This window comes from Prevotella conceptionensis 9403948, from assembly GCF_000312305.1.
Classification (GTDB): domain Bacteria; phylum Bacteroidota; class Bacteroidia; order Bacteroidales; family Bacteroidaceae; genus Prevotella; species Prevotella conceptionensis.
Genome location: NZ_HE999449.1, coordinates 245,697 through 258,663 on the forward strand (window position 1 = coordinate 245,697; position 12,967 = coordinate 258,663).

Here is a 12,967-nt window from a genome sequence, read left to right on the forward strand (position 1 = left end):
ACATGGAAGATAGAAAGAGAACCAAATTGTTGTTCGTGTGTTTGGGTAACATTTGTAGGTCGCCTGCTGCCGAAGGCGTGATGAAACAGGTGTTGCTAAACAAGGGAATGAGCGACTTGTTCGAAGTAGATTCGGCCGGGATTGGCGGTTGGCACGTGGGCGAACTGCCCGATAGCAGGATGCGTAAGTGCGGTGCGGCTCGCGGCTACAACTTTAACAGCAGGGCAAGACAATTCGATACCGACGATTTCAAAAGGTTCGATTACATCTTCGTGATGGATAACGACAACAAAAAGATGCTGTCGCAAAAGACAAACAACGAGCGCGAACTAGCCAAAGTGAAAATGTTGGTGGACTATGCAGCCAGTCATCCCAAGGCGAAACTGATACCCGACCCATATTATGGCGATGAAAAAGACTTCGATTATGCGCTCGACCTCATCGAAGATGCCACCAACACGCTAGCAGATAGGTTAGCCAAAGGCGGCGAATTATAACCAAATTAAGCGACATTATACCTGTGACAGCCCTATTGAGAACGTGTGCAAACATGCTATCACTAACACATTAAGGCACACGCAATAAGTATTTGGCAAACAAGCAATTGAGAACAAAAATCTTAACCTATGCTGCTGATGCTTTCCAACGCATCTAAACACAACAAAGATTAATAAACAATGAAGAATGACGAGATGAACTTGGCCTGGCAGTTTGTGAAGAACACCGGCGCGAGCATATTCTTAACAGGCAAGGCAGGAACAGGGAAAACAACCTTCCTGCGTACACTTAAAGACAAACTCCCTAAGCGAATGGTGGTGGTTGCGCCTACGGGCATCGCCGCCATCAATGCCAATGGCGTAACCATTCACTCGTTTTTCCAACTTCCCTTTGCGCCATACGTTCCCAATTCCACCTTTAAGGCAGAGGGAATTTTCAGGGTTAGCAAGGAGAAACAACGCATATTGCGAACGCTCGATTTGCTGGTGATTGACGAAATAAGTATGGTGAGAGCCGATTTGCTAGACTCGGTAGACATGGTTTTGCGCAGGTATCGCGACAGGAGCAAGCCTTTTGGCGGCGTGCAACTCTTGTTAATTGGCGACTTGCAACAACTTCCGCCCGTGGTTAGAGACGAAGAGTGGACCATGCTGAGCAAATATTACGACTCGCCTTACTTCTTTTCGAGTCTTGCCCTCAAACAAATGGGCTACATAACCATTGAGTTGAAACATGTCTACCGACAAAACGACCTGGATTTTCTTTCTCTGCTGAATAAGATACGCGACAACAAGGCCGACCAAGACACGTTTAACCAACTAAATAGCAGATACATACCCAACTTTGTTCCACCTGCTGGCACTGATTACATTCGCCTTGTAACGCACAATTACCAAGCGCAGAGCATCAATGAAAGCAAGTTGGCCGAACTACCAGGCACAAGCAGGCATTATAAGGCTAGCATCACGGGCGAATTTCCTGAACAATCGTTCCCCACCGAGTTTGTGTTGGAGCTGAAAGAGGATGCCCAAGTGATGTTTGTTAAGAACGACAGCACGGGCAAAGGACGTTATTACAACGGCATGCTGGGTAAAGTGGTGTCGACAACAGCCCAAGGCGTAACCGTGAAAGGCAACGAAACAGGGGAGCTGATAGACCTATTGCCCGAAGAATGGACGAACGCCAAGTACGTTTTAAACAAGACAACGCACGAGATTGAAGAAGAGATAGAGGGTACTTTCAAGCAGTTTCCCCTGCGATTGGCATGGGCAGTAACCATACATAAAAGCCAAGGACTAACCTTCGAGCATGCCATCATCGACGCGCAACACTCGTTTGCCCACGGACAAACATACGTTGCCCTGAGCCGTTGCAAGACATTGGAGGGCCTTGTGTTGAGTTCGCCGCTCTCTACAAGTGCCGTTATCTGCGACGAGAAGGTGCACCAGTTCAACATCGACGCCTCTGCGCGCCAACCCAACAGCGAGATGCTTTCGCAGATGCAGCGTGCATACGAGGTGAATTTGATTGACGAGCTGTTCGATTTCCGCCCCATTGGCATTGCATTCGAACGCATTACACGCTTTATCGACGAACATTTCGCTCGCAAATACCCACGTCTGCTGCAAGAATATCGGCAAGCAAGACCCATTTTAGACGAGGTTGTAGCTGTGGCCGCTAGGTTCAGATTGCAATATACACAGATGTTGGCCACTCAACAAGGCCAAGAATTAAGCGATGAAGTGTTGCAACGCATCCGTTCGGGTGCCGAATACTTTCATAAACGTTTGGCTTTGCTCGTGGAGATGCACCGAAAAAACAAGATAGAAACCGACAACAAGGCTTTAAAGAAAACGCTAAAAGAGCGATATGGCGATGTGCAGGAGGCCTTAGACTTTAAGTGGAACCTGCTGAAATACGAAAGTAGAGAGGATGTTTCGTTCAGCGTGGGCGATTATCTTTCGGTCAAGGCCAAGCTGTTGTTGGGTGCAATGGATGGCGATAAGCCTAATGCAAAGAAGATAAAAGAGGTAAAGCCGAAAGTAGACACAAAGTTGGCTACATTTAACCTTTATCGTTTAGGCATGAGCATTGACGACATAGCCAAACGACGAGAACTGACAACCAGAACCATTCATTTGCATTTGGTGCATTATGTTAGGGAGGGATTGTTGTCGGCATCCGAGTTTGTGGACGATAAGAAACGGCAAGAGATTACCCGTTTCTTAATAAAACATCACGAAGAGAAGAAGAGCTTAACCGAGATAAAAGAAGAAGTGAGCCCGAATATAACCTACGAAGACATCCAATTTGTGATGGCTGAGTATTATAAGGAGAACAAATGATTGGTTGGCGAGCTTACGAATGGGCAAGCATTTGGATTAGTAAGTTGGCGGGCAAGCCTTATTATATTATCTAGTTCTTGCTAGGTTTCATAGGCATTCTAGCACTTCTAGGATTTCTAGTTCTTCTAGGGTTTCTAGTTCTTCTAGGGTTTCTAGTTTTCCTAGGTTCACTAGGATTTCTAGGTTCACTAGGGTTTCTAGATACTAACCCAACTTGTACCACAACTTATCCATCAGTAGGCGCAGCCATTTTTTCACCTTTTCACTTTTTCACCCTTTCACCTTTAACCCACCTTTTCACCCCCTCCGTTTCATCATGATATACACGATAACGGGTGCACCAATCAATGGTGTAATGGCATTAATGGGGATAATGCTACCATTGGGCGGCAGATAACACAGCAACGAGCAAAGCAGAGCCACACCACAACCTAAAAGAATAGTTGCAGGCAACAGCGTGCGATGGTCTTCGGTGCCTGTTAAAAGTCGGGCTAGATGCGGAACTGCCAAGCCGATGAAGGCAATAGGACCGCAGAATGCTGTTGTAACGGCCGTTAACAAACCCGTAATGGCCAGTAGCAAAAAGCGCGTTCGAGCCACGTTTACACCAAGACTTTGGGCATATTGCTCTCCCAAAGTAAGGGCATTAAGTGGCTTTACCAAAACAAGAGAACAAACCAAGCCCACCAAAACCATTGTACAGAAAAAGGGAATGTTACCTAACGACACACCACCAAAGCTGCCCAAACCCCATATAAGATAAGATTTTACACCTTGATCGGTAGCAAAGAAATTGAGTAACGAAATGACCGAAGATGCCAAATAGCCAATCATGATACCGATAATAAGCAGCGATACATTGTTGCGAACACGCGTTGAGAAGGCCAAAATAATGAAGGTTACAGCCATTGCACCAGCAAACGACGCAAATAAAATGGCCGTAAAACCGCTTAAATTCACAGTTTCTATCGACACACTACCCCCAAGAAACAGCATCACAATGGCCACAGCCAAAGCCGCACCGCTGTTAATACCAAAGATGCCTGGCCCAGCTAGGGGATTGCGAAAAGCTGTTTGGAGCATTAGCCCACTAGCCGACAACGCCCCACCGCAACATAATGCGGTAAGCGCTTGCGGCAGTCGGTTCTCGATAACGATGTAATTCCAAAGTTCGTTCTCGACTTTGTTCCCCACGATAATACCGATTACATACCTGAAAGGCACGTTAACAGAGCCAATCAAGAGGTTCAACCCGAACAACATCAGGATGAAAAGCACCAAAACAAAGATTTTTAACGATGTAAGGCGCATGGAAAATTCAGTTTAGAGGTGCATAATAACGCCATTCGGACGACAAGGCCGAAGGGTGGGCAATGTGAATTAGCTCTCGTAAAAGACCGTCGGGACGGAAAGGTGCCTCATCAAATAGAGGTTTAATAGCGGCATTGCATCCGTAGATGTTCCGCTTGGTAAAGGCCCTTATCATGGCATAGCCCTTGTTTTCGGCTTGTAATTGCACGTAGGTCAGTGGTTGGGGCGCGTTATAGGTTATCAACCAAATATCTGCTGTGCGCGCCTTTTCAAGCACCTTTTCCAACGGTAAGGGCACACTTCCACTCAGTTCATTGTCTGCAAAGGGGTAAATAGCTCCTGCATCGGCAATCATCTTTGCCATAGTGCTATGCCCCCCAGGTACATACCACACGCTACCCGTGAGCTTTTCGGTTAATATCGTAGGCCGTTCGCGTTGTTTTTTCGCCGTTTTAGAAAGCTCCATATAATTCTTTTCAACCAAGGCAAACAGCGAATCCGCCTTTTGTTCGCAACCAAACAGCAAGCCATAAAACCGCATCCACTCTGCCCTGCCGAGTGGCGAGGTTTCCATGTAGTCGGCACACTCTATGATGGCGATGCCCGTTTTGTCTAACTTGCCATACCCCCCACTGTTTTCGAAGGGCGAAACCAACACGAGGTCGGCCCGTGTTTCCATCATTTTCTCGATGTCGGGGTTCATGCTTTCGCCACAATCGGCTATTTTCTTCGTCTTAGCCAAGAACTGTACGCGAGGCGAAATCATGTATTTCAAGTCGCATACACCTGCAAGTTGCTGTTCGGCACCAAGCATTTCGAGCAGGGCGACATGTGTAGACGGGCACACAATTGCCCTATGTTTTACCTTGGGGATAACAGTTGTGGGCACACCATCGGCCACCTTGCTCGGCAAAAAGCTTGTATCGTTGGGCAGAACATAGCGGTGCAGCAAAGCATCTTTTTTCCACGGGTTTTTAATTTCAACAACAACAGCACGCTCTTGCTTAACAATCACAATGTTTTGGGCATACTTAAAGTGGAGCGTGTCGCCCTCGCTCCTCTGTCCCTTGGCTTGTTTACCACCGCAAGCAACAATAAGTAGCGCGGCAAACAATAATAAAAGTACCTTCTTCATATACCCCACAAAGTTACGATTTTAGTTTGTTATTCGGCAAAACAAGGTGGTAATTTATTGTGATTAGCAACGCTTGGCTTGGCCGAGAGGCTTGCTAACCCGTCCAACTAGACCGCGTTATAAACTCGCCAACCCGAACTTTGTCCATTTTTCAGTTAGGATTTTAACATTATGAGTGCCCGTTCCGCTCACCAATCGCCCACCTTGCCGCAAAAAATCGATTCTCGCGAAGGTTGGTTTTAATGTAAAATGGAACTAACCTGCGAATGCAACAAAATGTATTTTTATTTAAAAAGGCCATCATTTGCACCCATTTTTGGTCATTTGCGGCTAAATGTAGTGCAATATGGTGCTAATTGCAAGATGTTTTGATGCTAAACGCAGTGCGTTTTGCTGCTAAATGCAATGCGTTTTGGTGCAAAACGCAAGGTAAAATGGTGCAAAACGCAGTGTAAAATGCTGCTAAATGGAAGGCAAAAAGCATAAAAATACGCTGCTATGGTATAAACAAAACCTTTTAAAACCATTAAAAACAAGACTAAAAAGGGCAAAATAGCCGTTAAAAAGTAGGATTTTAGGGTCTAAATGTGTGTAATTGGGCATGAAAAATTACGAGCCTACGACCAAACTAGAAAGGCTAAATGGTGCAAAATACTGGTTATGTTCTCAAAAACGGACACGTTAGAAGACGTGAAAAGCAAGAAATAGTAGTAGTTTACCTACTTTTTAACCTATATTTTCGCTAGAACAGAGTGAAAACTAGAACGGTATTGTAAAAATAAAAGATAACAATTTAAGACTGTGAGTTGGGGAGATTGTGAGTTAATGAGTTTGCAAGTTGGTGAGTTTGCAAGTTGGTGAGTTGGTGAGTTGGTGAGTTGGTAAGTTGGTAAGTTGGTAAGTTGGCAAGTTGGTGAGTTGGTAAGTTGGTGAGTTGGTTGGTTGGCAAGTTAGTGAGTTGGTTGGTTGATGAGTTGGTTGGTGTGTTGGTGGACTTGTAAATTCATGAATTGTTGAGCTTATGAGTTTTTTAGTTTGGGGTTTGTGTGGACTTGAACCTTACCAACACGTTCACTTTTCTATTCGTTCACTTGTCTACTCGTCAACTTGTTAACCTATCAACTCGTCAACCTGTTAACTCTTTAACCGGTCAGTTCGTCAACTCGTTCACTTGTCTACTAGTAACCCCGCCCCGTCCTTGCTAACCTACCCTTTTACCCTATTACTCGCCATAATTGTAATAGAACCAATAGGTGTTGCCGTAAACACTGCGAAGGGCATTAATGCGTTCGGAACGATTCTTGTATTTGTTCTCCAAATCTTGAAAATCCTGATAATCGGTTTCCATCAAGTTGTTGCTGTAAACAACAACAGGGTTGGTACGCTGGTGCATATATAAGGTAAGTGCCTCGCGATAATGCTTGGGCAATTCGTTGTTGTTGGGGTAATAGCGAAACACATTGATGGCAAAGAGATCAATGCGGCGGTCTAAAAGATAGCCACAGAGCAGATAATCGTAAGCCGGCTTGGTAAGCTTGTGCTCTTCCGCCCACTTTTCAAGTCCGTTTAGGGTGATGTATTCATCGTGTGGAGTGGGCACGACGAAGAGTGTATCGAGGGTTTTCGCATTTAGTGTAAACCACCTTACCGACTTTCCGTTTGGCATCATCGCCGCCGATTTGCCCCGTAAGGGGAAATCAAAAAGTTGCTCACCAAGAAGTCCTTCGTTGGCCAAGGCCAGTACACGCAACGAAGTTAGTGCCGAATCGGCATCCGTATCACGCTTACCTACTTCCAAAGCCTTTTCGCTATTTCCACTTTTAATCAGCATTTCCATTACAAGCTGTTGATGCAGCTTAGCAGGAACAGCACCGCCGTATGCAGCGGCAAACATCAGTAAGGCTACGAACCACACCGACAGGGGAAGGAAAAACATCGGATTGTATTCTGTTTCCATGTCTACATTTCGCCTTTGGCGCCAAACAAACAAGCCAGCCGCCAACACTACAAGCACCAACGATGTGCCTAGTTTTGGCAAGAACGCAGCGAAAGGTGCAATGCCTGTAAAGGAAGAGAGGAACATGAGTACCAAAAAAGATGGTACAAAAGACAGAACATACAACCTGTGCCCACTACCACCCATAAGGCGTAACAAGCCCCGTTGCAACAACAACAATAACCCCGTGAGCAACAAGCCTACAACCCAACGGTTAAGGTAGAGCTGTATGCCATCAGTAAGGCGGCGTATCATCAAAGCCAATTCGTTCGCTTGATAGAAACAAGTGAAAACAAAGCTATAAAGACAAAAGAGAATGGAGCACAGTGCCTGCGACAGCACAGCTCCATTCTTTTGAAATGAAATGTTCATCTAATTTTTTCTTAAAACAACCGCCGAACGAGCAGGTATGTACAGTTTTAGCCACTCCTTACGCTCAGCAACATACAGAGGGTCGTAGTTGGTGATGTGCGTAACAGTGTCGTCGGCCAGATTGTTGCCGCCAAACGCGCTGGCATCAGTATTCAAAACCACATTATATGCCCCCGTGGGAACAAGGAAACCGTAATCGGTGAACGAAGTGGTTGGGTTGAAATTAAAGACGAATATCAAGTCGCCACGCATGAAAGCGAGGATTTGGTCGCCATCGTTATGCCAAATCTCTTGCACGGGTGTTTTGATAAAGTCTTTTTCGCTCTTGATGACTTTCAGCATTTCTCTGTCGAAGTCGCCTAAATAATGGTAGTCAAGTTCCTTGTTGTCTACCAAATTCCACTGGCGGCGTGCGTATTTGTAACTCCATCCGTTGCCTTCGCGTGGGAAGTCAATCCATTCGGGATGCCCAAACTCGTTGCCCATGAAGTTGAGATAGCCACCATTAATAGCAGCAGCAGTAACAAGCCTTATCATCTTATGCAGGGCAATGCCACGGTGGGCAACGTCGTTCTCGTCTCCTTTCTTGAAATGCCAATACATGTCGGCATCAATAAGACGGAAAATGATGGTTTTATCGCCTACCAAAGCTTGGTCGTGACTTTCGCAATACGAGATGGTCAGTTCGTCGGAGCGGCGGTTCTTCACTTCCCAGAAGATGGAACTGGGTTTCCAATTCTCGTCTGAAAGCTCCTTAATGGTCTTTATCCAAAAGTCGGGAATGTTCATCGCCATACGATAATCAAACCCATATCCGCCGTCATCGATGCGTGCAGCAAGGCCCGGCATGCCACTAACCTCTTCGGCAATAGTAATGGCTTTGGGGTTGACTTCGTGTATCAGCTTGTTGGCCAGCGTGAGATAGCAAATGGCGTTGTCGTCTTGATGCCCGTTAAAGTAATCGCCATAGTTGCAGAAAGCCTCGCCCAATCCATGACTGTAATAGAGCATTGAAGTTACGCCATCGAAACGGAAACCATCGAAATGAAACTCTTCGAGCCAATATTTACAATTGGAAAGTAGGAAATGAATGACTTCGTCTTTGCCATAATCGAAACAAAGCGAATCCCAAGCCGGGTGTTCATGTCGCTCGCCGGGGTAGAAGAATTGGTTGGGGTCGCCTGCAAGGTTGCCCAAGCCCTCCACTTCGTTCTTCACAGCATGCGAGTGGACAATGTCCATAATAACGGCAACGCCATGCTTGTGAGCCTCGTCGATGAGCGATTTCAGTTCTTCGGGTGTTCCAAAACGTGAAGAGGCTGCAAAGAACGAGCTGACATGATAGCCGAAACTGCCATAATAGGGATGTTCTTGTATGGCCATTATCTGTATGCAATTGTATCCGTCTTCGATAATGCGCGGCAAAACAAGTTCTTTAAATTCGGTATACGACCCAACCTTTTCGGCATCTTGCCCCATACCAATGTGGCACTCGTAGATGAGCAAGGGCGAAGTGGTGGGTTTGAACTTCTTCTTCGACCACTCGTAAGCTTGTTCGGGTTGCCAAACCTGCGCCGAGAAGATGTGCGTCTGTTCGTCTTGAACCACACGACGCGCCCAAGCCGGTATGCGTTCTCCGTCTCCGCCGTTCCAATACACGTGCATCTTGTAGAGGTCGCCATGAGAAATGGCCTTTTCAGATAGGTGCAACTCCCAGTTACCTGTACCTTCGATGCGCTTGGCGCGGTAACGTTCAGTCTCTTTCCAATCGTTGAAATCGCCCACGAGATATATCTCGGTGGCGTTTGGTGCCCATTCTCTGAACACCCACCCTTTCGACAACTTATGTAGGCCGTAATATTGGTGGCCGTTGGCAAAGTCGTTTAGCGTTTTTCGCCCATTGCCTGTCAACTGATTTAATTTCCACAGGTAATGTTCGTGCCTGCCTCGTATTGCATCCTCGTAGGGTTCGAGATAGGCATCGTTCTTAACTAGGCCCATGCGTGAGGCGTTTGGGGTGGGCACTGTTGTCGTCTTCGAAGGCTTTTTCACTTTCTTTGTGGGGTTAGCGTCTTTTGCTGACATAGTTATTTCAATTTATATGTACGAGTGCCGAGAGGTCAACATGTTCTTGTTTGTGCATGTTTGCGCAATGTGTTGTTGACGGCACGGCCTTATGATGTTGGTTTAACTCTTGGTCCTTGTGGTATGAGAAAACAGGTTCGGCTATTCCTTAGAAATGTTTTGCCCACTTTGCTTAGCTCAGGAGCAAGCAAGACTGGTACAATTAATGTTGGAGCCACCGGAAAAACAGGCTGTTTTGACCGCCGTTACACACATCGCACTTTGAAAATAGCCTTTGTAAAGCTTGCATCTTCGGAGATACAAGGTGCGTGTGCGTCTTGTGGGAAGAATATCACAAACCCTCCACGAGGACATGTTACGTAGTTCTGCACGGGAGAGTTGGGATAGAACGAGATGTCTTTTTCGGCAGAATAGTCAGCAGCGGGCAATGAAACAGTGGCTGCCAAGCCGAATGTTTCTTCTTGTTGAAGTGGTATTTGGATGTCTATCATTTGGCGATGGCTCTCCAAAATGGCCTCGGTTCGACTTTTTCCCATGGCCTGTTCTATTTTCAACACCACGTCTTCACCTTTTATATTATATGTGCCGAGCGCAAGTTCTTCAAGTTGATGGGTACGCATAAAGGCGTCCACCAAAGAGAAATACGGGTTCAACGCCGCGTATTTTCCAAAATTGTCTAACACGTCTAATACCATCGTTCTCTGTTTCTAGTTCTTAATGCCAAGCGATGAGGAGCGCGTTTGGGGTAATCAGTCGTTGAAACGTTTTCCGTTTTCGTAATGGCCTTTGGCTTTAATCTGCCCGTTTCTGTCTTTCTCAACAAATCGGCCGTCGCGAATACCTCTGACGTATGTTCCTTCAAACCTGTTTCCGCTCTTATCTTCCTCTATTGCTTTTCCGTTCCGTTTACCATCTTTATAAGTGCCTTTGAAACGAGACCCGTCGGCATAGTGTATTATCACCTCGCCTTCAACGCGGCCGTTTATGAAGTTGCCTTCAAACACGTCGCCGTTCTTCTTCGTCAACTTTCCGTGCCCGTTCTGTCGGTCTTTCTTCCAGTCGCCAACATACGAGTCTCCATTTGCCCATACGAAGGTTCCCTTACCGTCCTTATCTCCTTCGAGGAAACGTCCTGTGTAGCGATCGCCGTTGGCATATTTAAAGATACCTTGGCCTGTACGGTCGCCCTGAACGTAGTCGCCTTCGTAGACATCTCCGTTTTGGAACTTGTAAATACCTTTTCCGTTCTGAATGTCATTGGTCCAATTCCCTACATACACGTCGCCATCGGCATAACGGTTAGTGCCTTTTCCAGAGCGTTGGTTGTCTACCCACATGCCGTTGTAGTTGGACCCGTCGCCCCAATCGAAGAAACCCAGGCCCGATTTTTTGTCGTCGTTCCAGTTCCCATCGTAAAATGCACCCGTAGAGAAGGTGTATCTGCCTTTGCCTTGGCGCTTGTCGTGAGCCCAATTGCCTTCGTACTTATCACCATTATAATAATACATCACGCCATGACCTTGTTGATGCCCACGAAACCAAAGACCCACATATTTATTGTTGTTGGCGAAATAACAAGTGCCGTTGCCGTGTTGTTGGTCCTGAAACCATTGCCCTTCGTAACGTTTTCCATCAGCAAATGTTCGAACGCCATAGCCCTGACGACGCCCTTTAAAGTATTCGCCCTCGTATGTTTCACCATTGCTATACAGCGTATTGCCCTTGCCATGAGGCTTTCCGCCAGCCATTTCGCCCTTATAAAGGCCTCCGTCCATCGTGTTACACGAGCCTATGGTTATCTTTTGTGCAGAAGTGCCTAGCGGTAAGAGAAATATTAACAGCGTTAGTATGATATTTTTCACTTTTCAAGTTTTATTGATTGTTCGAATTTCAAAATTAAGTATTTTAATCCGAACCGCAAAATGGTTTAGTAAAAATTAAGAGTAAAAATACATAAACAACGCAGAAATGGAGAACAAAAACGGTAATGCAAAGCCGAAAAGGACAAAGTAAATCCGGAGAAAGTACAATAAAGCAAACAAAAACTAGCCGAAAAATATAAATTTCAGTTTTTATTATTATCTTTGCAACATATAATAAGGTGACACGATGCAGGTGGGAAGGAACTACACCATCATAGATGCAGACAGAGGTGAACGTTTTGGGATGCGCCCAGACTGTCTTTCTCATCTTGACACTTTGCGGATGGTGAGCTAAACGCCCTGCCATTGTGTTTGCATTGTTCACAAGCAAGGCATAGCTAATAAATTATTGTCCCATAAATCGTTAAAACAAAAGCGTATGAAAGGAATCGTACTTGCCGGAGGTTCAGGTACAAGGCTCTACCCCATTACAAAAGGTGTTAGTAAGCAGTTGATACCCATTTTTGACAAGCCCATGATTTACTATCCCATATCGGCTTTGATGCTAGCAGGCATCAGAGAGATATTGATTATATCCACTCCACACGACCTTCCAGGTTTCGAACGCCTATTGGGCGACGGGAAAGACTTGGGCGTAAAGTTTGAATACGCCGAGCAACCCAGCCCTGATGGTCTGGCGCAAGCGTTCATCATCGGCGAGAAGTTCATTGGTAACGACACGGTTTGCCTCGTACTTGGCGACAACATCTTCTATGGAGCTGGATTTACGGGTATGCTTAGGCAGAGTGTAGAGGCTGCGAACAATGGTAAGGCAACGGTTTTCGGCTATTACGTTAACGACCCAGAACGCTATGGGGTGGCAGAATTCGACGACAAGGGCAACTGCCTCAGCATAGAAGAAAAGCCCAAACACCCAAAGAGCAACTATGCCGTGGTGGGCTTATACTTTTATCCCAACGCCGTGGTTGAAGTAGCCAAGAACATCAAGCCCAGCGCAAGGGGAGAATTGGAGATAACAACCGTTAACCAAGAGTTCCTTTCAAGAGGAGCCCTAAAAGTGCAAACGCTGCAAAGGGGTTTTGCATGGCTAGACACGGGCACACACGACAGCCTTAGCGAAGCAAGTACGTTCATCGAAGTAATTGAGAAAAGACAAGGCCAAAAGGTGGCTTGCCTCGAAGAAATTGCGATGGACAACAAGTGGATTGACAAGGAACAAGTGAAGGCTTTGGCCCAACCCATGATTAAAAACGAGTACGGCCAATATCTCATGCGCATTGCCCAAATGGCGAAATAAAGCTAAAGCGTTGAAACTTCTCAAACAACAGTGAAACATCATAAG

General features: G+C 46.0%; 9 protein-coding genes. 3 read left to right on the forward strand and 6 right to left on the reverse strand.

Going from position 1 to position 12,967, the window contains the following annotated elements; translation table 11 throughout:
- Nucleotides 1-2: 2 nt before the first annotated feature.
- Complete coding sequence (locus tag BN93_RS11635; RefSeq protein WP_044260641.1) at nucleotides 3-497, forward strand: low molecular weight protein-tyrosine-phosphatase; 495 nt, start codon at nucleotides 3-5, stop codon at nucleotides 495-497.
- A gap of 180 nt (nucleotides 498-677) precedes the next feature.
- Nucleotides 678-2,843, forward strand: coding sequence for a helix-turn-helix domain-containing protein (locus BN93_RS11640; RefSeq protein ID WP_019188499.1), 2,166 nt, complete (start codon nucleotides 678-680; stop codon nucleotides 2,841-2,843).
- 297 nt (nucleotides 2,844-3,140) lie between these two features.
- On the opposite strand, the gene BN93_RS11645 is transcribed toward BN93_RS11640, so the two are convergent.
- The 6 genes from BN93_RS11645 to BN93_RS11670 all read right to left on the reverse strand — a co-directional run bounded on the left by BN93_RS11645 (nucleotide 3,141) and on the right by BN93_RS11670 (nucleotide 11,604).
- Nucleotides 3,141-4,154 (reverse strand): iron ABC transporter permease, encoded by a 1,014-nt coding sequence (locus BN93_RS11645; RefSeq protein WP_019188500.1) that lies wholly within the window; start codon nucleotides 4,152-4,154, stop codon nucleotides 3,141-3,143.
- 7 nt (nucleotides 4,155-4,161) lie between these two features.
- On the reverse strand, nucleotides 4,162-5,289 hold the full coding sequence (locus tag BN93_RS11650) for an ABC transporter substrate-binding protein (RefSeq protein WP_019188501.1): 1,128 nt from the start codon (nucleotides 5,287-5,289) through the stop codon (nucleotides 4,162-4,164).
- A gap of 1,222 nt (nucleotides 5,290-6,511) precedes the next feature.
- A complete protein-coding gene (locus BN93_RS11655; RefSeq protein ID WP_019188503.1) occupies nucleotides 6,512-7,657 on the reverse strand; it encodes a DUF6057 family protein in 1,146 nt (381 codons plus the stop codon).
- Nucleotides 7,658-9,658 carry an alpha amylase C-terminal domain-containing protein gene (locus BN93_RS11660; RefSeq protein ID WP_157462823.1) on the reverse strand — a complete coding sequence of 667 codons (2,001 nt, stop codon included), beginning with the start codon at nucleotides 9,656-9,658 and terminating at the stop codon, nucleotides 7,658-7,660.
- Nucleotides 9,659-9,987: 329 nt separating this feature from the next.
- The gene (locus BN93_RS11665; protein WP_019188505.1) at nucleotides 9,988-10,437 is read right to left on the reverse strand and encodes a YhcH/YjgK/YiaL family protein; all 450 of its coding nucleotides are present in this window, start codon (nucleotides 10,435-10,437) and stop codon (nucleotides 9,988-9,990) included.
- A 54-nt stretch (nucleotides 10,438-10,491) separates the two neighbouring features.
- Nucleotides 10,492-11,604: an MORN repeat-containing protein gene (locus BN93_RS11670; RefSeq protein ID WP_009229913.1), complete on the reverse strand. Its 1,113-nt coding sequence runs from the start codon at nucleotides 11,602-11,604 to the stop codon at nucleotides 10,492-10,494.
- A gap of 439 nt (nucleotides 11,605-12,043) precedes the next feature.
- Between BN93_RS11670 and rfbA the strand changes: the two genes are divergently transcribed.
- Entirely contained in the window at nucleotides 12,044-12,922 is an 879-nt protein-coding gene (gene rfbA, locus BN93_RS11675; protein ID WP_019188507.1) for a glucose-1-phosphate thymidylyltransferase RfbA, read from the forward strand.
- The last annotated feature ends 45 nt before the right edge of the window (nucleotides 12,923-12,967 follow it).

Bases quoted from the DNA above. Each gene is read 5' to 3' on its own strand.
- BN93_RS11635 (WP_044260641.1), top strand. From the start codon at position 3: ATGGAAGATAGAAAGAGAACCAAATTGTTGTTCGTGTGTTTGGGTAAC.
- BN93_RS11640 (WP_019188499.1), top strand. From the start codon at position 678: ATGAAGAATGACGAGATGAACTTGGCCTGGCAGTTTGTGAAGAACACC.
- BN93_RS11645 (WP_019188500.1), bottom strand. From the start codon at position 4,154: ATGCGCCTTACATCGTTAAAAATCTTTGTTTTGGTGCTTTTCATCCTG.
- BN93_RS11650 (WP_019188501.1), bottom strand. From the start codon at position 5,289: ATGAAGAAGGTACTTTTATTATTGTTTGCCGCGCTACTTATTGTTGCT.
- BN93_RS11655 (WP_019188503.1), bottom strand. From the start codon at position 7,657: ATGAACATTTCATTTCAAAAGAATGGAGCTGTGCTGTCGCAGGCACTG.
- BN93_RS11660 (WP_157462823.1), bottom strand. From the start codon at position 9,658: ATGGGCCTAGTTAAGAACGATGCCTATCTCGAACCCTACGAGGATGCA.
- BN93_RS11665 (WP_019188505.1), bottom strand. From the start codon at position 10,437: ATGGTATTAGACGTGTTAGACAATTTTGGAAAATACGCGGCGTTGAAC.
- rfbA (WP_019188507.1), top strand. From the start codon at position 12,044: ATGAAAGGAATCGTACTTGCCGGAGGTTCAGGTACAAGGCTCTACCCC.